Origin of the sequence: Clostridium lamae (assembly GCF_033043255.1) — a bacterium.
Lineage (GTDB): Bacteria > Bacillota > Clostridia > Clostridiales > Clostridiaceae > Clostridium > Clostridium lamae.
The window spans coordinates 58384-81345 of the sequence record NZ_JASCQJ010000001.1 but is presented as its reverse complement, the minus strand read 5'-3'; the positions used below and the strand labels follow the sequence as shown (position 1 = coordinate 81345).

At 28.8% G+C, this 22962-nt stretch carries 16 protein-coding genes; 1 reads left to right on the top strand and 15 read right to left on the bottom strand.

Features of this window, described 5'->3' with window-relative positions; all coding sequences use genetic code 11:
• Positions 1–285 precede the first annotated feature (285 nt).
• The 11 genes from QK892_RS00315 to QK892_RS00265 form a co-directional block, all read right to left on the bottom strand.
• Positions 286–1446 (bottom strand): mannitol-1-phosphate 5-dehydrogenase, encoded by a 1161-nt coding sequence (locus QK892_RS00315; RefSeq protein WP_317271521.1) that lies wholly within the window; start codon positions 1444–1446, stop codon positions 286–288.
• 12 nt (positions 1447–1458) lie between these two features.
• Entirely contained in the window at positions 1459–3300 is a 1842-nt protein-coding gene (locus QK892_RS00310; protein WP_317271660.1) for a PTS mannitol transporter subunit IICBA, read from the bottom strand.
• Between the two features lie 6 nt (positions 3301–3306).
• Positions 3307–5424, bottom strand: a complete 2118-nt coding sequence (locus tag QK892_RS00305; protein ID WP_317271520.1) for a transcription antiterminator — start codon at positions 5422–5424, stop codon at positions 3307–3309.
• Positions 5425–5731: 307 nt separating this feature from the next.
• A complete protein-coding gene (locus tag QK892_RS00300; protein WP_317271519.1) occupies positions 5732–7126 on the bottom strand; it encodes a PTS mannitol transporter subunit IICB in 1395 nt (464 codons plus the stop codon).
• A gap of 251 nt (positions 7127–7377) precedes the next feature.
• Entirely contained in the window at positions 7378–7632 is a 255-nt protein-coding gene (locus QK892_RS00295; protein ID WP_317271518.1) for a DUF4176 domain-containing protein, read from the bottom strand.
• Between the two features lie 202 nt (positions 7633–7834).
• Positions 7835–13726: an immunoglobulin-like domain-containing protein gene (locus tag QK892_RS00290; protein ID WP_317271517.1), complete on the bottom strand. Its 5892-nt coding sequence runs from the start codon at positions 13724–13726 to the stop codon at positions 7835–7837.
• Between the two features lie 259 nt (positions 13727–13985).
• A complete protein-coding gene (locus tag QK892_RS00285; protein ID WP_317271516.1) occupies positions 13986–14771 on the bottom strand; it encodes an ABC transporter ATP-binding protein in 786 nt (261 codons plus the stop codon).
• Positions 14772–14782: 11 nt separating this feature from the next.
• Positions 14783–15805, bottom strand: a complete 1023-nt coding sequence (locus QK892_RS00280) for a FecCD family ABC transporter permease (protein ID WP_317271515.1) — start codon at positions 15803–15805, stop codon at positions 14783–14785.
• Complete coding sequence (locus QK892_RS00275) at positions 15798–16805, bottom strand: FecCD family ABC transporter permease (RefSeq protein WP_317271514.1); 1008 nt, start codon at positions 16803–16805, stop codon at positions 15798–15800. The genes QK892_RS00280 and QK892_RS00275 overlap by 8 nt, the downstream gene beginning before the upstream one ends.
• Before the next feature lie 120 nt (positions 16806–16925).
• Positions 16926–17879 (bottom strand): ABC transporter substrate-binding protein, encoded by a 954-nt coding sequence (locus QK892_RS00270; RefSeq protein ID WP_317271513.1) that lies wholly within the window; start codon positions 17877–17879, stop codon positions 16926–16928.
• Between the two features lie 110 nt (positions 17880–17989).
• On the bottom strand, positions 17990–18835 hold the full coding sequence (locus QK892_RS00265) for a helix-turn-helix domain-containing protein (protein WP_317271512.1): 846 nt from the start codon (positions 18833–18835) through the stop codon (positions 17990–17992).
• 67 nt (positions 18836–18902) lie between these two features.
• On the opposite strand from QK892_RS00265, the gene QK892_RS00260 reads away from it, so the two are divergent.
• Positions 18903–19640 (top strand): alpha/beta hydrolase, encoded by a 738-nt coding sequence (locus QK892_RS00260; protein WP_317271511.1) that lies wholly within the window; start codon positions 18903–18905, stop codon positions 19638–19640.
• 201 nt (positions 19641–19841) lie between these two features.
• On the opposite strand, the gene QK892_RS00255 is transcribed toward QK892_RS00260, so the two are convergent.
• From QK892_RS00255 to QK892_RS00240, 4 genes are all read right to left on the bottom strand, one after another.
• The gene (locus QK892_RS00255) at positions 19842–20216 is read right to left on the bottom strand and encodes a hypothetical protein (protein ID WP_317271510.1); all 375 of its coding nucleotides are present in this window, start codon (positions 20214–20216) and stop codon (positions 19842–19844) included.
• A 260-nt stretch (positions 20217–20476) separates the two neighbouring features.
• Positions 20477–21508, bottom strand: a complete 1032-nt coding sequence (locus tag QK892_RS00250; RefSeq protein WP_317271509.1) for a DUF2804 domain-containing protein — start codon at positions 21506–21508, stop codon at positions 20477–20479.
• 61 nt (positions 21509–21569) lie between these two features.
• The gene (locus tag QK892_RS00245; protein ID WP_317271508.1) at positions 21570–22037 is read right to left on the bottom strand and encodes a GNAT family N-acetyltransferase; all 468 of its coding nucleotides are present in this window, start codon (positions 22035–22037) and stop codon (positions 21570–21572) included.
• Positions 22038–22260: 223 nt separating this feature from the next.
• Entirely contained in the window at positions 22261–22959 is a 699-nt protein-coding gene (locus tag QK892_RS00240; protein WP_317271507.1) for an HAD family hydrolase, read from the bottom strand.
• Positions 22960–22962: the final 3 nt, after the last annotated feature.

Here is a 22962-nt window from a genome sequence, read left to right as displayed (position 1 = left end):
GTAAATCCCCTTTTTTTACTTTCATTTTTAAATCAAATATTTAAATTATATATTCTTCCTTATAAATACATATTATAACAATTTATTACAATTTACAATATAAAAAGTTTATTTTTAATACACTTTTTATTCTAATTATGTTTTTAATTAGAACTATACTTTTCCTAATATATTTTGCAAAAATAATTAAAAATGTACATTTATTTAATTATATATATGTAAAAGAACTATTAAATCTAAATTCAATTTAATAGTTCTTGAGCTAATTTATTTTTTATTTATCTTTCAGCCTTCTATTAAGCCTCTAACTTGATTATAGTAATCCTCAATTTTAATTAATATTTCACTATCTTCTGGTATCTTTGCTACTTCTGATAATGACCCCTTTATCCCTTTACTTTTTATTAAACTCTGTAACTTTACACTCTGCTCATCCTCATCATTCTTATAATGCATAGCAGCTCCAACGCCTAATAGTAAGTTATCTGAATTTATATTATATGATCTAGCGGTTATTAATGGCTTTATCAATCTATCATCTTTATTTAACTTTCTTAATGGTTCCCTTCCAACTCTGGCAACATCATCCTTCAAATAAGGATTTTTAAATCTACTAATTATCTTATCTATATATTTAATATGACTTTCTCTATCAAAACCATATTTAGCAATTAAAGCTTCTCCACTTTCTATCATAGCTTTTCTTACAAAGTTATATATCTTTTCATCATTTATACTTTCATCTATTGTCTTATATCCCTTTAAATATCCAAAATAAGCTGTTATAGCATGTCCAGTATTTAACGTAAATAGTTTTCTTTCTATATATGCTACTAAATTCTCTACTAAATTCATTCCTTCTATATTAGGAATTTGACCCTTAAAGGCAGTTTTCTCAACATTCCACTCATGAAAGTTCTCTACTACAACATCTAGAATATTTTCACTTTTCACAGGGGGAACTATTCTATCAACTGAACAATTCGGAAAACCTATATATTTTTCTAAATATTCTAACTCTTTTTCATTTAGATATTTTATAACTTCACTTTTAAGCTGTGAGCTTGCATTAACTGCATTTTCACATGCTATTATATTTAGATATTCTTCTTTACCATTCTCTTTTCTTGTCTTTATTCCTTCTGCAATAGTTACTGCAATTTTAGATAAAATTAAGGGGCCAACAGCAGTTGTAATTATACTTGCTTCATTAATTTCATTATAGATTTCCTTATCCGTTGATAGTACACCACTTATATTTTCTACTTTTTCTTCTAAACATTGAACATCCATTATATTAATAGTATATTTCTTATCTTCATTGATCTTATTTATTATAGTTTCATTTACATCTGCAAAAATAACATGATATCCAGCTTTTGCTAATAAGGCTCCAATAAATCCTCTTCCTATATTCCCTGCTCCAAATTGTATAGCCTTCTTCATAATAACCCCTCCTTATTTTTGAAATACTTCTAATATCTCATCTACACTTTTAGTATTTTTAAGTCTTTCTACTAGTTCCATATCTTCTAATGATATTGCTATATTAGATAATATTTCAATATGCTCATCTCCTACTCCAGCTATTCCTACAACTAAGTAAGCAAGCTCTTCTCCAAAATCAACACCATTTGGGTATTGAAGAACTACTATACCTGAAGATTTTATTTCTCTCTTTGCTACTCCTATTCCATGTGGAATTGCAACTCCCATTCCTATATAAGTTGAAACAACTTCTTCTCTTTCTAACATTGCATCAACGTAACTTTCTTTTACATATCCACCCTTTACTAATAAATTTCCAGCTCTTTTAATTGCCTCTTCTTTACTTTCACTTTCTAATCCAAGCACTATATTTCTTTCTGATAATATTGGTAATTTATCATTTTCCTCTTGTACATTTGAGGTATCTTTTCTTTGCATTTTTTGTTTTAACTTTTCCAACATATTATTCTCAAACCTTTCAAATAATTTATCAATTTTTCTATCACTTAAGAAATCGTCTATAAATATATGCTCTGCATTTGGTGAATTTCTTTTTACCCTATCAACTAACTTTATATGACTTATCACTAAATCAGCATCTTCTGGTATAGCATCTACTGATGAGTTAGTTACTTCTATTTTCAAGCCCAAATTCTTAATTCTTTTCTTAAATCTTGTTGCTCCCATAGCACTTGAGCCCATTCCTGCATCACAGGCAAACACTATTTTCTTAATTTCGTCATTATCAATCTTACTCACTTCTACATATTCTCTTTTTATTTCTTCTTCTTCCCTTATCTCTTTATTTTTAGATGCCATCTTCACAAATGGTATTGCAATAATAAATGAAACTGCTGTTGCTACTATTACTCCTACTAACATTTGAAAAATTCCTCCTTTTGGTGATAAAGCCATTAATGCAAATATACTTCCTGGCGATGGTGTTGCAACTAGCCCTGCTCCTAATATAGAAAATATTAAAGTTCCAGCCATTCCTCCTGAAATTACTGCTAGTAATAATAATGGATTCATTAGGACATATGGAAAATAGATTTCATGAATACCACCAAAAAAGTGAATTATCCACGCTCCTAAAGCTGATTGCTTTTCTGCTCCCTTGCCATATAGCAAATAAGCTAAAATAATACCTAAGCCAGGTCCTGGATTAGACTCTAATAAAAACATAATTGATTTACCAGCTTCTTTTGCTTGCTCCATCCCTATTGGAGATAATACTCCGTGATTTATAGCATTATTTAAGAATAAAATTTTTGCTGGTTCAATAAAAATTGAGATAAGTGGAATAAACCCTTTTGATATAATAACTTCTGCTCCGTTTTTTAAAAAAGTTGTTGCTCCAGAAATTATTGGTCCAACCGTTAAAAAAGCTATTAGTGCTAGAATCATGCTAATTATTCCCATGGAAAAATTGTTAACTAGCATTTCAAAGCCAGCTGGAATTCTATCTTCTATTAACTTATCAAATATCTTTATTACATAAGCAGATAGTGGTCCAATTATCATTGCTCCAATTAAGATTGGAACATCTGCTCCTACTATCATTGCCATTGTTACTACTGCTGATATAAGTCCCCCTCTATAGCCTGCAATAATATTTCCTCCCTTTATTCCAACTAACAAGGGAAGTAAATATTTTATCATTGGCTCTATTAATGCTGCTAATCTTTCATTGGGAAACCATCCTTCTGGAATAAAAAGTGCTGTCATAAATCCCCAAGCAATAAATGCTCCTATATTTGGCATAACCAAAGAACTTAAGAATCTGCCAAATACTTGAATTTTAGCTTTAATCACTTCCTATCCCTCCAAGCTCATCTGTATTTTTTTTATAAAGATCTCTTTTAATATTTTCTCAACTCTTATAGATACTTCTTTACTATTTTCTTCATTTAAACTCCTTAAGAAATTTTCATCCTCAATAACTGCTCCATTTATTTTACTTATAAGCTGTGAAGTAATTTCTTTAGGATTTTCAGGTATTATAGATACTAAAGCACCACTAATTGACCCCTTCTCATAATTGAAATTATTAGTTGTTTTTAAATATCCAAATCTACCCCCATCTAAACATTTACATTTGCAATGTAAAAGTAATATACCTAAATCTTCTATATAAGTACTATTAATTTTTTCTCTACTTAATATATTATTTCTTATTTCTTCAGCTTCATTTATTTTATCTGTAAATAAATAACTAGCTTCATATATAAGTTCTTCAACATTATTAGCACTATTTATTTCTTTTACTTGAACATTATCAACTATCAATAAGATTTCATTACCTATTTCAGTAATTTCTCTTATTCCCATTTTCTTATTATTATCTACTTTTTTTATTATATTTTTATATTTCTTTTGCTTAAGTATTTTTCTAAAGTTATCTTGTAATACTGCTTTGTCTTGTATAGATAAAATTGGATCAACACAAATATTTTTAAAGTCTATCTCTAATGGTACTGTAGATACTATAAGATCTACTTGTTCTTCCTTAAGTCTATCTTCATTAATATTTATTGCAGAAATTGTATCTGCAACAGTCACATTATTGAATTCTTTTTCAAGTATTGCTGCTAATAAACTGGATGTACCTATACCTGTTGGACAAGAAATCACAACTTTAATTTTCTCCTCAAATCCTTTTTTATAAATAGCTGCTGCTATGTGCATTGTTATATATGCTATCTCTGGTTCTGGTATTTCTTCCACATTGGTACTTATCTTTAATATTTCACAAGCTTTTTTCGTAGCAATATATTCCATAGGGTATTTTTGTTTAATATTCTTTAATAAAGGATTTCTTATATTCATTTTCATCTTTAATCTATTAATAGCAGGTACTAAATGGTTCGTAAGATCCTTTAGAAGCTTTTCGTCATCTTTTAAGAAAACACTTAATTCTTTTTCTATCACTTCAATTATCTTTATCGAAATACTCTTAATATCAAGATTAGCTATATCATTTTCTAATTCTGAAATAGAATTTAGCCTAAGTTTAGCTCCCTTTAGGTGCATTGTTATATATCCAATTTCATCTACTGGAATTTCTATATTAAACTTCTTTTCAATGTTTCTTACTAATCTTTCTCCTATTTTAAACTCTGGTAGTTTAGATAATTCATCTAAAACTTCTTTATCCATCTTTATGTTTTCTTTATTTTTTATTCTTTGAATTGCTAGAGATAAGTGAACTACTAAGCCTATATAAGCGCTATCAACAAGCTTAATATCATTTTCTTTTTCTAATCCTCCAACAATTTCTTCAATAGACTTAATAATAGCTTTATCTATGAAGTTTAAAAGTCTATTTTCTATTGAAAATTCTATTACCCCATTATCTTTATTTGTCATTAAGGAGCCTTTTAGAAGGTTAATTAATTCTTTTTCTTCTAAAGTATCATATAAGATATTAGTTAAAGCCTTTCTGTAATCATCTTCTTTACCTTCAACATAAATTCCTAGCCCTGGTTTTCTAACTAACTTTATATTGAATTTTCTTAACCATTCTTCTATACTGTCTAAATCATTACTTAAAGTTCCTTCTGAAACCTTTAAAAGTGATGTAAAGTAAAATAATTTAATTGGCTCTTGTGAAATAAGAAGTTCACTAATCACTATCTTTTTTCTCTCTTCTTTAGAGTACTCTTTTTCAATTTTTTCTATTTCTAGTAATTCTAATATTAATTTTTGGTTTTCTAAGCTTTCATCAATTACTAAGCCTACTCCTGGCTTTTTAATAAATTTAAATTCATTTTCTTCTAGCCATACTTCTATCTTAGGCATTTCCCTAAGTACAGTTCTAGAACTTATTGATAACTTCTCTGCTATTGAAGCCGTTGTTAACGGATTCGTAACTGTAGATTTAGTTAATATCTTTATTATTTCTTTCTGTCTAGAGTTTAGTTTTTTAGTTTTCATATTAAACCTCTCCAATAATGACATTTTTGATTACCCAACTCCTTACACCTTTATTTTAAACCTTGATATATCTTAACTCAATTTAATCATCCATTATAATTGTCTCAATTAGATAGTGACATTTCTAAATAAATATCTAATTTTTAATTTAATTATATCAGACTATTATCTATTTCTTGAGAATGGTATTAATATAACAATCTTTATTAAAAATAGGTGTTCCTATAGTAATCTTTATATAACTTCATAAATAATAAAGAAAAGACGCAAATATTTTACGCCTTTTCGAGTATTATTATCTATTAATTTATTTTGTAGCACCTGCTAACTCTTTATTTGCTAATCTGTCAAATAACGCTTGTATATTATCATCTGTTAAGAAGTTTTGAATTCCAATAACTTCTGAATTTGGTGAAGATTTTTTAGCTCTTTCTATTAAAGTATTATGAGTAACTACAATATCAGTACCACTTGGTATTTCGTCAACTGATGCATGAACAACTTCTATTCCAAGTCCTAATTCTTTAATCTTATTTCTAAATCTTGAAGCCCCCATTGCGCTTGATCCCATTCCGGCATCACAAGCAAAAACTATTTTCTTAATGCTTGATTTATTTATATTTTTCATTTCTTTTACTTTTGCTTTTGCTTCTTCAAGATTCTCTTCTTTTCCACTTTTTGCAGCTCTCTTAACAAATGGTGCTGCTACTATGAATGAAACTACTGTTGCAACTAAAACTCCAGCTAGAACTGGTAATAATCCGCCCTTTGGTGCCATTGCTATTAATGCAAATATACTTCCTGGTGAAGGAGTTGCTACAAGACCAGCTCCTAAAATTGAGAATGTTAATATACCTGATGCTCCTCCAGCCATTACAGCTAAGATAAGTGCTGGGTTCATTAATACGTATGGGAAGTAAATTTCGTGAATACCTCCAAGGAAGTGTATTATTACTGCTCCTGGTGCAGATTGCTTTACAGCTCCCTTACTATACATCCAATAAGCTAAAAGAATACCTAATCCTGGACCTGGATTCGCTTCTAGTAAGAACATTATTGATTTTCCTGCTTCTTGAACTTGTTCTATTCCTATTGGTCCTAGAATTCCATGATTAATTGCATTGTTTAAGAATAAAATCTTACCTGGTTCTATAAAGATTGAAACTAAAGGTAATAACTTTCTTGAAACTAGCCATTCAACACCTGCTTTTAAGAAACCTGTTAATAGAACAACTACTGGTCCTATTGCAAAGTATGCAAGTATAGCCATTAGCATTCCTAAAATACCGATTGAGAAGTTGTTTACTAACATTTCAAAGCCTGCTGGTACTTTTCCTTCAACAGCTTCGTCAAATTTCTTAATTACGAAGCCTGCTAAAGGTCCCATTATCATAGCTCCAATAAACATTGGAATCTCTGCACCAACTATAACTCCCATAGTCGCAACTGCTCCGATAACTCCACCTCTTGATCCTGCAACCATTTTACCGCCAGTGAAACCAATTAATAGAGGTAATAAGTACTTAATCATTGGATCAACTAAAGTTGATAATGATTCATTTGGTGTCCATCCAGTAGGAATAAAAAATGCTGTTATAAGTCCCCAAGCTATAAAAGCTCCAATGTTAGGCATTACCATACCACTTAGAAATTTTCCAAATCTCTGCATAGTATCTTTTGTAGTAGTTTTAGAATTTGTCATTAAATTCCCCTCCATTTATTTTATTTTTATTCTGTTGTAAACTTTTACTTTATAATCTAATTATATGTATGACTACTACCTAATTCAATTTGAAGAAACCTTCCTTTTGTCAACTAACGTTGGTGACAAATTTGTCCAGCTAGATATTATAAGGGTTGTACGCCTCTATAGCTCTACCCCTAATAAGAGGTAATCCTTCTATTTACGCAAAAAAGATGCATAAAACTGTTAGTTACAGTCTTATGCATCTTTTAAATCATTTCTTTTAACGCTTTTATAAATGTCTCTTCTTCTAAATCTGAATATCCTCTATGTATAACTTGATCTATATCTTCATTATTAAAAACATAACAATGTTCTTCACCTAAATATCCCTCTGGATAAAGACATCCTAAATAATCATTTAGATTCTCACCATTTCCTGAATATATTTTTCTTCCAATTACTATTAATTTTTTATATCCATCTCTTAAAACAACTATTGATCCTAATGGTAATAACTCCATTTTTTTGTCCTCCAGGTACTAATTTAACTCTATGAATATTGTACTACATTTGATTTTATTTTTACAGTATATATACTTTTCATATCTTTCTAAAAATATTTAATAAAAAACAACAAACTAGATTGAAAATAAAAATACTTTCAATCTAGTTTGCTGCTAATTTTTATTAATACATTAATACAATTTAGATTGTAAATTTATATTACTCTTTTTTACGTTTCGTACTTTTCACTAAACCTATCATAGAAGACATAGCTAATAATAAATATGAGAACATACCTTTATCACCAGTATTAGGGATGTTAGAATTTATTGATTCATTTCCCTCTGTTTTTTCTTCTTCATCTGTTTCTTCTTTATCAACAGAATCTTCTGGTGTTTCTTCCTCTGTTTCTTCTTTATCTACAGAATCTTCTGGTGCCTCTTCCTCTGTTTCTTCTTTATCTACAGAATCTTCTGGTGCTTCTTCCTCTGTTTCTTCTTTATCTACAGAATCTTCTGGTGCTTCTTCCTCTGTTTCCTCTTTATCAACGGAATCTTCTGGTGCCTCTTCCTCTGTTTCTTCTTTATCAACAGAATCTTCTGGTGCTTCTTCCTCTGTTTCCTCTTTATCAACAGAATCTTCTGGTGCTTCTTCCTCTGTTTCTTCTTTATCAACAGAATCATCTGGTTCTAATGAATTGTTTATCTCTTCTATTATTACTATTCTATTTACAGTAGTTACATTTCCTAAATCATCCGTAGCAGTATATGTTACAGTGTACTTTCCTGGTTTATTTATATCTACTGTGTCTCCACTTATTGATATATTTAATTCTTTACCTTCGGTATCTTTTGCAGTTACTCCAGCTAATGGATCAAATTCACTTCCTACCTTAAGTGTTATATCATCAGTTCCTATTATTGCTGGATTTCCATATACAGTTACTATTCTTTTTACAGTAGTTGTATTTCCTATATCATCTATCACTGTATATGTTACAGTATATTTTCCTGGTTTATTTACATCTACTATGTCTCCACTTATTGATATATTTAATTCTTTGCCTTCAGTATCTTTTGCAGTTACTCCAGCTAATGGATCAAATTCACTTCCTACCTTAAGTGTTGTATCCTCAGTTCCTATTATTACTGGAGCTCCATATACGGTTACTATTCTTTTTACTGTAGTTTCGTTTCCTGCACTATCTGTTACTGTGTATATTATTTCGTATCTTCCTGGTACATTTGTATCTAATTTATCTCCAGTTACTACTATACTTCCTTTTAGGTTTCCATCTTCAGCGTCTATTGCATCTATTCCATTCATTAGGTCTAATGAACTTCCTACTTTAATTGTTGTATCTGTAACTCCTGTTATTACTGGTGCTCCATCTACTGTCACAACTCTTGTTATTGTAGTTTCGTTTCCGGCACTATCTTTTACTGTGTAGATTACTTCGTATCTTCCTGGTACATTTGTATCTAATTTATCTCCACTTACTACTATACTTCCTTTTAGGTTTCCATCTTCAGTGTCTGCTGCATCTACTCCATCCATTAGGTCAAATGAACTTCCTACTTTAATTGTTGTATCTATAACTCCTGTTATTACTGGTGCTCCATCTACTGTCACAACTCTTGTTACTGTAGTTATGTTTCCTGCACTATCTGTTACTGTGTAGATTACTTCGTATCTTCCTGGTACATTTGTATCCAATTTATCCCCACTTACTACTATACTTCCTTTTAGGTTTCCATCTTCAGTGTCTTCTGCATCTATTCCATCCATTAGATCCAATGAACTTCCTACCTTAATTGTTATATCAGTTGCTCCTTTTATTACAGATGCCTTATCCCATACTGCATAAAGAGTTATTGATGAATCTTCCATCTTATCATCTTTTCCAATTAAGCCAGTTCCATCTTCATTTCTTGCCCATCCAACTAGTTTATATCCCTTTCTTATTGGTAGCTCATCAGGTGTTAATGAGTCTAGGGAATCTTTTATGTTATCTTCAAAAGTTAATCCTAATTGTGGTTTACTACCTGCTACTCCATCATTTGCATTAAGGTCTACTGTGTATACTACTTTTTCCCATACTGCATAAAGAGTTATTGATGAATCTTCCATCTTATCATCTTTTCCAATTAAGCCAGTTCCGTCTTCTTTTCTAGACCATCCAACTAGTTTATATCCCTTTCTTGTTGGTAGTTCATCAGGTGTTAACGAATCTAATGAATCTTTTATGTTATCTTCAAAAGTTAATTCTAATTGTGGTTTACTACCTGCTACTCCATTATTTGCATTAAGGTCTACTGTGTATACTACTTTTTCCCATACTGCATACAGAGTTATTGATGAATCTTCCATTTTATCATCTTTTCCAATTATGCCAGTTCCATCTTCTTTTCTAGCCCATCCAACTAGTTTATATCCCTTTCTTGTTGGTAGCTCATCAGGTGTTAATGAATCTAATCCATCCTTTATTGACTCATCAAAAGCTACTTCTATTGCTGTTTTACTACCATTAGTTCCCTCATTCGCATGAAGACTTACTTGATATCTTATTTTTTCAAAGTTAGCTTTTATAGTAGTATCTGAGCTTACTTCACTTGGGAAAGTAAACACTGCTCCAGTATCGGCATTAGTATAATTAACAAAGTTATATCCAATATTTGGTGTTACTGTCTCAGGGGATTCTATTTCATCAAACTGCCAAATTCTATAATTCCCCGAATTTGTTCCTGATACTGTTCCATTTCCATCTGTTATTATACTAATATTAATAGGTTCAACAAATCCAACATTTATATAATCATTTATATAATCATTTATATTTGATTTAGTTGGCATACTAATTGATAGACTAGCAGTTTCATTATCTGTGCTTACTAAATCTGAATCATTTTTATATGAGTCTCCTGAAATCGTTGTTGTTTTTGTAAATCTTTTCGCCCCTGCTGTATTTGGATCTAAAGCTCCTTCTTTATTTATTACTTTAACTTCATACTCTCCATCAGACAATCCTTCAAAGCTATATTCACCATTTGAATTTGTTTTACTTTTTGCTATTAATGTCCCTGACTTGTCAAATAGTTCAACTTCTATATCGGCTAATAATATATCTACTCCATTATTATCTTTACCTATGTATAATCCATCTCTATCATTATCTAAGAATGCTATTCCTTTAATATTTCCTGTTGCTAACTTAAATCCTACAGAATTTCCTTTTAATATTACTTTAGAACCACTATCATATTTCTTAGTATAAATTGCATTAAATACATTAAGTGAACCTACTTGTTCTTCTGGTATATCATCTACAGCTTTAAAGGTAAACTTTATTTCTTCAATCTTGCTTGCTTCTATATCCTTTTTAGCTACAATTTTCACAACATCTGCATTTGGAGAATAATCACTACTATATTTAGTCTTTCCACTCTCTGTTATTCCATAGGAAATTTCAAATATATCACTTGCATTTACCACATTTCCATTTTGATCTTTAACAAGCTCCATATCCCAAGTAAATTCTTCCTCTTGAACGTCAATGCCCATATTAAGTCCTTTTTTAGGAATTGGTACATAAACTTCAACTTCTTTAGTTGCATTTAAAGTATTATTTTCAATTCTAACTATAAAGTCTATAAGACTATCTTTTGTTATTTTTATAGCTGTATTTTCTTCGTCAGCTTTATCATATGGTTTTTTATCAATATGACTTCCACTGTCTCTAACATGTGTTGTTACAATAAGCTCGCTTGTTTTTATTATATCAAATTCTTTAGACTCACTTCTTCCAAGGGATCTATTTTCCCCTGTTGGAAGTAGACCAAAGTCATCTGTTGAAACTACAATATCTGCATTTCCATAATATTTATCTATATTGGCACCTTTTTTCCCTATAAATATCATCTGATTTATATTAAATAATCCACCAACATTAGCATCTACAGTAAAATCAAATTCAATATTAAGAGTTGGATTTACTGCTAATGTTATTGGATCAAATCCACCAATCTTAACATCTGTAGTTTCAAGTGTATATATTACTGCTCCATCTACTTTACTAATATGTTCAGTAATATTAAAGTTTATTGGAAGTTTATCTTGAGTTAATTTTATACTTGATTTTGACAGATTAAATCCTTGAGGCATTCTTATAATTATCTCAGGATTTTCTAAGTAATGAGAGAACTCTTTTTCTCTAGTAAACCCTTTATTAGCCTCAAAAATAGTTTTAGCTTTATATGATTTATCTGCTGTTTCTGTAACAGAAGCCCCTCCAGATGATATAGCTATTTTTTCTGGTTTACTAACTCTTGTTATTTCTCTACTTATCTCTCTCTTTACATTTGGATTTGCTTTAGAATATATTTTTACAGTTGTACTTCCTTTATCAAATCCACCTTCTAACTCTCCAAAGCTTATAGTATATTTATTATGTCTTCCTTTATCAATATGATTTAAATCTTTTTGTATACTTTTCACTTCAAAGACTACTTTTTCAAAGTATTTATCATCACCAATATTTAATTTATCTGCATCAATTAGTCTATTCTCTCCTCCAAAATCAGAAAGCTGATCAATAGTCATAGAATATTCTGTTGTATCTCCAATAAGTGTATATTTTATATCTACTACATCATTTATTCCATATGGTAATAAAACTTTTCTAGTTTTCCAATTTGAAAAACTATATTCAAACACTTGATCAGTATATTCTATTAAAGTAGCTTTATCTAAATATATATATCCACCCATTGATAAACTGTTACCATTATAATCATGATAATATCCATCTAATACACTCATCTCTATAATAGAACCTAATGTGTTAGGATCAACTACTTGTACACTATCTAATTTATCTGCTATTAAAGTTTGTTTTGTTCCATCATAATATTCAACTTCCATAGTATTATTATTTTTTGACTCTATAATTCCATATGGAGCATCACTATCTACCTTGTAAGTTAAACTAACATTGCTATTTTCAATGGTTTGATTAGGCATAGTTATTATAACTTTATTATCTGCTGGCTTATTTTCAACTGTAGCACCATCTGGTAAATTATTAACATCTACAAAAGTTGTATGTTTAGGATAGTACATAGTTAATATTGCACTTTTTATATATGTAAAACTCATTATACCATTATTATCAGTTTGTACTTTAGAGGTTGTATTTCTGAAATAACTGTATGTAGTAGCTTCATCTCCTCGTTGTGCTTGCATTGTTCTTCCTGTTGCACTTATATTTAATGAATTATTTTTCTCACCTAAGGTATTATTTACAGCTTGTACATTTATAGTTTCTGATTTTTGTACTTTATCACTTTCTTTCACTGTAACTTTAATTGCATTTTGTATTTCCTTAGGCCCATAATATTTATATCTATCTACAGATACTTTAATTACAATATTTGCTGTTCTTGTTGAGCTATTAATTTCATATGATAACTTACCACTATATTGATTTGTAATTAAATCTTTAACAGGTCTTTCTAAAACATTTGCTATTACTGCTTTATCTTCATTTGTCCCCTCATACTCTATTTTATTTGAAGGACTACCTTTTACAGGGTATCTATCAAATGCCATTCCTTCTGCTAATTCTATTTCTAACACCTTTTTATTAGTTATATTATCGAAGTCTACAAGTATAGCAATTTCGTTAGTAGCACCATATCCCCAATCATAAGCTCCTTGATTTGGTTTAATTTCTAACTTATTTATTCCCTTAGTTGTTACATTAGTATTCTCTTCTAAAATATTTGTTTGATTCTGAATCAAGTTTTCTTCTTTATTAACAATTTCTTGTTTATCAGCGATTTTTTCTTTTTCTTCACTTTTACTTTCGTCAATATCTAAAGTTATACTATCTTCAGTTTTTTCATCAACACTTTCTTCTTTATCTACTTTTTCACTTTCATTAATATCTAAAGTAATGTTATTTTCAGTTTTTTCTTCTGTAGTTAAAATAGTTGCAATTTCTTCACTAACTCTCTCCCTCTCAAGTTCATTAGCTAATACCTCTAATGTTGGAGAAACACTATTGGTAGCAACCATAGCTGCAACTATTAGTGCTTTTATCCTATTGTGCATATATTCCCCCCTGATGTTCATAAATAAAATTTTATTGAATTTTATTAATTCTAATTAAAACTATTTCCTATAATATAAGTTTTTCCCTCATTTTTCTACATTTTTTTACTTTATTAACAAAATATTTACTATTATGAAATAAAAATATATATTTCCATAAATTTATCTTGTATATTTCCCCCTTCTTATTCATTTATTTTCACATCTAAACAAATAAAAAATGTATAAGATTGAGGTTAATCAATCTTATACATTTTTATTATAATAATTCATAATTTAAACATAATGGCACATCATAATTTTCACTTTTTACAAGGTCTGCATCTATATTGTAAATATCCTTTAAAACCTTCTTATTCATTATTGAATTTGGTTCATCATTATAAAGTATCTTGCCACTTCTCATTGCTACAATAAAATCAGAATACTTAGCAGCATGATTTATATCATGTAACACCATTACTACAGTACAACCTTCTTTATCATTTAAATTCTTTACAATATTAAGTACCTCAAGTTGATGAGACATATCTAAAAAAGTTGTTGGTTCATCTAACAATAATATCTCTGTATCTTGTGCCAATGCCATGGCTAACCAAACCCTTTGTCTTTGTCCACCTGATAAATCTGATAATTCTCTATCTCTAAACTCAAGTGTATTTGTCACTTCTAACGCCCATTCAATTTTATTTTTATCTTCATTTGATAATTTATTTACATTATTTCTATGAGGATATCTTCCATAAGAGACCAGCTCTTCAACCTTAAGCTGAGAAGGTGCAGTTGGATTTTGAGATAATATAGCTAGCTTTTCTGCTATTTCCTTACTCTTCATATCATTCATATCTTTATCTAGAAGAAATATATTTCCTTTTTCTTTTTTTAATATTCTTCCTATACTTTTTAATAAAGTTGATTTACCACATCCATTAGCACCAATAATGCTAGTTATCTTACCTTTTTCAAGAGTAAGGTTTAAATCTTTAATTATAATTTTTTTATCATATCCTACTTTTAAATTTTTAATATCAATAGCTTTTTTCATATCCTACCTCTTTACGATTTGTATAATAAATATATAAAATAAGGAATTCCTATTATAGATATTACTATCCCAACAGCTAATTCTGATGGTGCAAAAACAGTTTTAGCAATAAAATCTGATAATATTAAAAGAAAAACTCCAACTAAAGCGGTTACTGGCATAAGTTTTCTATGCTTTATACCTACTAATTGTCTAGCTATATGTGGTGCCATCAATCCGATAAATCCTATATTCCCAGCTACACATACACAGGAGCTAATTAATCCAACGCAAGCAAATAATAGTTTTCTTTTTTCTTTGTCTAAATCTATACCTAAGCTAACTATACTGCTTTCTTCTAATTGAAAATAATCTAATAAATGAACTTTTCTATAAAGATACAAACTTAAAATTATTATCCAAGGGAGCATCATATAAATGAAAGTGCAGTTTGCATTATATATTGAACCAGCTTGCCAAATAGCTGCAAATTCAAAATCTGAAGCATTCATCTTCATAGAAAAAAGCATTGAAACAGCTGAAAATCCACTATTTACTGCTATACCAGTTAGGATAAGCCTTTGCATATCCATCTTTTTATTATTATTTGAAAATAATAATATTATTAAGGCAGCTAAAAGCCCTCCAATAAATCCAAACACAGGCATTGCAAATATACTTAAAATATTACTTCCATCAGACGCTGATGCTTTAAAATTAACAAAATACATATATATTATAACTGCTGCTCCTGCACCAGAATTTATCCCTAAAATTCCTGGATCAGCTAATTCATTTTTTGTAATTCCTTGAAGAAAAAGACCCGCTATTGATAGCCCTATTCCAATTAATATAGCTATAACTATTCTTGGAAGCCTAAATTCAAAAACTACTAATCTAAATTTCTCATTATCATTTAAATTGAATAAAGTTTGAAATACCTCTAAAACGCTTATATCAAACATTCCATTAATTAAATGTATATAAAAAGCTGCTAAGATTAATATAACTAATGCTATTATTACAAAAGAATATTTAAGTTTTTTCCTATGCATTTTTAGCTCCTCCCTTTACTTTTATCATATATAAGAAGAAAGGTACGCCTATAATAGCAGTTACAGTTCCGATTGGTGTTTCAAACGGAAAAGATATGTACCTACTTATTAAATCACATAGTCCTAAGAAAAATGCTCCACCTATTAAGGAATATGGAATAATATATTTATAATCATGTCCAACTATCATCCTCGTAATATTTGGTATAACTAATCCAACAAAAGCAATTTTTCCTACTAATGCAACAGAAGTAGCTGTTAATAATACTACAGCTGCCATAGATAAATATTTTACTATATTAGTTTTTTGTCCTAAGCTAATAGCTATATCTTCGCCTAAAGAAGTTATAGTAATATCCTTTGCTACCATTATTGATATTAAAATGCCAATAAGACCTATTGGTACTATAATCTTTAATAAGTCATTATTCACAGTATGAACCTTTGTATTGTACCAAGCTGAAATGGTCTGAGAAACCTGAAAGTACATTGCAATAGCAGAGCCTAAACTACTTAAAAAGCTCCCTATTATTGTTCCTATAATTGCAAGTCTAACAGGAGATAACCCATTTTTTATAGACGAGCCTATACCTAATACTAGTACAGCTCCTATTATAGATCCAATTATAGAAACTAAAATTAGACTCCCATTTGAAAGACCTGGATAAAAAACCATTGCTATAGTAATTAAAAAAGCTGAACCATCATTTACTCCCATAAGAGCTGGAGAAGCTAAATAATTTCTTGTTATTCCTTGCATAATTGAACCAGCTACAGCTAAAAAACCTCCAACTACTAATACAGCAATAGTTCTTGGTAATCTATTATTTCTAATTATTATATGATCTACATTACTTTCATCAAATTTAAAAATAGCATCATAGACTACTTCTTTTGGTATGGCCTTAGTTCCCATACTTACTGATAAAATAGTCACACTAATTATTCCTACTATACATATTATAAATATTAATAAAAATTTCTTATTAAGATCCCTCATATTTATCCCCTTAAAGTTAGCGCTGAAGCGCAATGTAAAATGTAAAATGTAAAATGTAAAATTAAAGAAGAAACTCCTGACGGAGTTTCTAAAATTAAATTATACTTTTATACTCACTTTTTATTTTAATAGATTATCTACAACTGCATCTAAGAATCTAACCTTTGACCAAGCTGTTCCACCTTGAGCTAAAGGTTCAACAGTATTTACAAATACTTTGTCATTTTTAGAAGCTTCTAAGCTTGTAAATATAGGATTTGCTAAAAGTTCATTTAGTGCTTCTGGAGCATCTGTATTTTCACTATCTTCAAATTGTAAGAAGATTGCATCTGGATTTATTTCAGCTAAAGTTTCAATTGTTAATTCAGCTTGTGCTTTCGCTTGAGTAACTATATCTGGAACTTTTAATCCTAAATCTGTATATAAAACTGGATTTAAATATACATCTGCTGGATATACATACATTATTCCGCCTCTAACTCTAATAACTAAAATATCTTGATCCTTATATTCACTTGAAACTTTTTCTTTTGCATCTGAAGCTTTTGCTTCGTAATCTGAAATTAATTTATTAGCTTCATCTGTCTTATCTGTTATCTCTCCTAAAGCTACAAGATTATCTTTCCAATTAGATGATATATGTGAATATGGTATTGTTACTGCTATCTTATTTAATTGCCCCATCACTTCTTCTGAGAATTTTGAAGTTCCTATAATAACGTCAGGGTCTAATCCTAATATAGCTTCTGGATTAGGAGCTTTTTTATCTCCAACTAAAGCTGCACCATTAAAATCTTCAGCTAAGTACTTAGGTACCTCTCCAGCAACTTCTAAAACACCTACTGCTTTAATACCTAGAGCTGCTACATCTTCCATACCTTCTAAACTTGCAAGAACTACATTTTCAACCTTTTTGTCAAAGGAATAATCTTGTCCTAAATAATTTACTGTAAATGGTGTATCTGCGCTCTCTACATTTTCTACATTATCTTGTTCTGTTGTTTCCTTTGCTCCGCAAGCTGTTAAACTTCCAACTAGGATTGTTGATAGCAATAATGCTAAATATTTTTTCATGTGTATCCTCCATTCATAATGATAATCATTTTCAACTAATGATTATTTTATCAGAATATTATGAGTGGTAAAATAGACTTTATTAAATATTTTTTGTACTTTTGCCGAATTTACCGTTTAATTATTAAGTTTTCAGTAAAATCACTATTAATTTCTCTATACCTTCTAGGGCATACCCCTACATTCTTTTTAAATGTTTTACTAAAATAAAAGCAATCATTATATCCAGTCATATCAGCTATTTCAGAAATTGTATAACCTGAAAATCTTAATAATCTTTTAGCTTCCTTTAATCTATATTCTGTTAAATATTTTATAGGCGATAGACCTGTAATTTCTTGAAAGATTTCACTAAATCTTCTTCTATCCATTTCTAACATATCTGATATCTCGCTTATCGATATTGGATAATTATAGTTCTTATTTATGTACTCAATTCCCCTATTAACTAGCTTTAATTTATCGTTATACTGTGATGCTCTCACATTTTTTACTAATTCGTCTATAAAATTTATGAAATCAACTTTACAAGAAAACTTCGAATAATTATCTGGACTTAATGATTTATCAATAATACTTTCACAGTACTTTAATAACAATAGTCTATCCTCGATTTCTAAATAAAAAGATTCTTCTTCTATGTCCTTAAACTTTTCAGGAGCTGCAATATTTTTATAATGAACTACATAATATTCTATACCTAAATCCTCTGTCTCCACTCTTATCTTCATATTTGATCCACAATGAAGTATTTTATTTTTATTCAAATTATATTTATCGTCATTTAATGAAAATGAGCATTCTCCTTGTATAGGTATTACAATCCCGCATAAGTTCTTAGCCGTTCTTCTATTAAGATCTTTTTCTTTTGGAGGTAAGCCACTCTTAAAAATATCAACAAATTCTATAGAATTTTCAGAAAAATATTCAATTAACCAATTAATACTTTTTTTCATACTCGTTGACCTTTTCCTTTTAATATTTTATACTTGTTACTAAATATTAACATAAAGGGAGATATTTATGAACAATTTTAAAATTAAATCTAACTATACTGATAGTTTTTATGATATTAGCTTCTATATCCCAAATGCCCCTGCGACTAATAATTTACCATTAATCTTTGTTCTAGATGGTATAAACTGCTTTGAAGTAGTTAAAGCTTGTGTAAAACAACAAAGCAAAGTTTCTGTTAAAACTGGTGTTAAGCCAGCTATAGTTGTTGGCATATCTCATCAAGAATTTGAAATGAAAGAAAAAAGATTTTTAGACTTTACAGCTCCAGCGGATAACTATTTCGTTGAAGAAGCAAAAAAATTTAAAATACCTGGAAATCTTGGAGGAAGTGAAAGATTTAGTTCTTTCATAGAAAAAGAACTTATTCCAATAATTGAATCTAATCTTAACTTTGATAGAGACAATATTACAATTGTTGGACATTCACTAAGTGGATATTATGTATTATGGAACTTATTAAAAGGTTCTAATTTATATAAAAATATAATCTCATTCAGCCCATCTGTTTGGTGGAATGACTATGAACTTTTAAAATTCCCATCCTTAGAAAAGAGTAATAAAAATATATTTATAGGTGTTGGTGAAAAAGAAGGCTACATGGTTGAAGGCGCTAATAATATATATAATAAAATTATGGAATTCAATGATAATTGTACTATATATGTTGCCCCAGAAGAAAATCATGGCTCTGTTGTAGTTACTAGTATAAGTAGAGCTCTTAGATATATAAATTCATTCATTTGATTAAAAAGGAGGATATAAATATTATATTGTTGCGACCTCGCGCTGCTCCAAGTCTCCATCATATAATATTTATATCCTTCTATACTGAATGTAATAATTCCTCACTTCATTTTGAATTATAGAAAAGTGTACAAACGCACTATTTAAACGTTTACTATAGTGCTTTAAAAATAATAGATATTTTTCTAAAATATCTCTAAATTAAAATTGAACAGTGTAGTTAATTTCATTTAATCCTTGTTCCATAAATACATCTTCAAGTGTTAATGTATCTCCTCTTAAGTCCACAATATTAGATAACTCATATTCCCATTTCCAATTGGTATTATTAAATATATTCACTGACTTACTATTTTCATTTATTGCATACGGTTCACTTATATTTCCTATAGCTAAAACCTTAGCTTCATTAGCATCACCATCATCTACTAATACAAACTTTTCAAACCTAGCATAATTATTAGGTAAATTAGTTAATGCATAAATTCCATTCTTTATTACATCATTTACTGTATCACTAGTTGCTTTTAGAACTACTATCTTCTCTTGGCTCATTAAATTACTTGTTAAACACATAATATCACTTCTTTCATTTAATATGTATCATCACTTTTCACTATATTTATATTTTACCAGATATATTTGTTTTTTCAAAATACTATATAACTCTAAAATAAGGCATTTAAAAAAATTCACACTCTACTATTTATAATTAGAGTGTGTATTCTTATATTATATTATATTATTTTATTATTAAAAGAATTCTATTCATTTAAGATTTTTAATTAAAATCTTCATATCTTATTTTTATTATCCTTTTTTAATATAGGTGTTCTCTACCACTTATTCAAAACTCTTTCTGCAAAGGCTAAGAAATCTTTTAAGACTATCTTTGTACCATCATCTAAGATCATAGTACCATTAAATTTACCAAAAACTTGATTTTGATCACTGCAAATTAATTTTACATCAGTACAAGAAGCTCTATTTAAAATAGGTTCAAATTGCATTTCAAATCTTTTATCACTACTTGTAAAAGTCCAAGGTTTCATATATAAACAATTTCCGTTTTCATCAATTGGGATATTAAATGTAACATCTTCTAACTTATGCAAAGTACCATCATAAAAAATAGCATTTTCACTTGCAGCACTTGTGTCTCCAAATCCATATCCAATATTAAATCCTACTTCATGATTGTCTACTATTCCACAACCTGAACCCCAGTACCATATATTTTTATAAGTCCAAACACCTCTACCCCAATCTAAAATACCTCTTGTATTATTTTTACTAAATTCATATTTAAAGTCGCCTAATTGAAAATAACCACTAACTTTAAATCCTACTATTTTTTGATTATAATAAAAATGCTTGTCTTTATTAAATGGAGTCGAAATAACCATTGAATCTTGAGGTTCTTCATCTAATTCAAGATAACAATTAAATGTTTGTTTATCATGAAAATTATCCATCCTACATTCTAAAATTCTTTTGCCATCTTTATGTTTATATGATAAATGAATTTTCTTAGAAGTATAAACTACATCTCCTTCTTTAGAACTTGAAGGCATATTTACTTTCCCAAGAGAAAGTAGTTGCATTGGAGAAACTGTTTTTTCTCTTGCATTTTTAAAATCTAAAATAGAAACACTTTCTAAGCTCATATAAGAATTATCCGCAAGAGTTAAAGCAATCCCATATTCATCATTATATATTAAATAATAATCCCATTCTTTAATACGTAGAGAGCCTGCTTTAATATCTTTTCTATCATAATCTAATATTAAGCTCCTCGCATATCCTGTTTGGCTTAAATTCCCTTGTTCATTTAATAATTTTGTATTATTTATAATTTCTTTTTGCATATAATCCTCCTTTTCTTTATTCTAAATTTATATTAAATAATGGAAATAACATCCTAATTGTCTATAAATAATAACTCATAATAATAAATTCACCTTTTTTACCCATTTTCCTCAAACCTTCATCTTCAAACCCATACTTTTTATATAATCCTTGTGCTACTTCATTTTTTACATTTACGGCTAATACAATTTCATTTATATCTTCGAAGTTTTCTTTTATGAAATTAGGCAAAAGCATTAATGCTTTCTTCGCATATCCTTTTCTTTGAAAATAAGTATCTGTTGAAAATGCTCTTAATAAAATTGCATTTCTGTTATTTGAATATGGCTTTACACCTTCATTTTTATGTAAGCAAAAAAATGTTACTACTTCTTCTCCTTCTATACCTAGAATAGAATAACGATCCATATCCTCTTTTCCTAATTCTACACATTCAATTGGATGTCCAGTATATCGAAGTTGTCCCTCTGTAAGAGTATAAGAATTTATTTGTCTTTCATTTTCTTCCGTATAAAAAATAAGCTCCATATTACTTCACTCCTCTCAAATATCCCCTTAATTTTATTATATATTTTTCTATTAATATAAACTACATTCACTTTAATTTATTTTCCATTTTTATAAATTCAAAAATAAAATACCTTATAATATAAAAATGCACACTCTTATATAATTATAAAAGTGTGCACGCTTATATTATTAAGCTTCTTTAGATAGATTTTCTAAATCTTTAATTATTACTTTTACTATTCTAGCTTTCCTTTAGCATATTTTTTTCATTTAACAATCTATCCCAAGTTATTATTAATTCTTTAATATCTTTAATATCTTTTGCTATTACAGTAGCATTTTTTAGCTCATCATTATTACCGAAACCATATGAACATCCTATTGAATGTACATTATTTACAGTTGCCATCTCTATATCTACGAATCTATCTCCAACTACAATAAAATCTCCTTCATATTTTTTCTTTATTAATTTAAATATTTTATATTTAGGTATAAAATCAAATTGTTCAGCACAATAAAAATCAGTAAAATAATTATCTAACTTGAATATTTTTTTATGTTTATTCATATATTCAACTTTGCAATTACTTAAAAATATTAATCTATACCCTCTATGCTTCAACTCATTAAGAATCTCCAAAGCTCCGTCATAAAGCTCAGCATTACCTTTATTCAAGTACTCTATCATAGCTGAACCTATAATTAAGCTACATTTTTCTTTTTCTTCTCTTGCAAGGTTTGGCATAAATTCGTTCCACATATCTATAGAATTATATCCTAGCCATTTTTTTATATCTTTATCCTTAAAGACTTTCTCTTCAGTATAACCTTTCTCTACTAAATATTTATATGCTTTATTAAATGCTGGTTCATATATTTTTATACTATTATGAAGAGTTCCATCATAATCAAATATAATATTCTTTATTTGATCCATAGT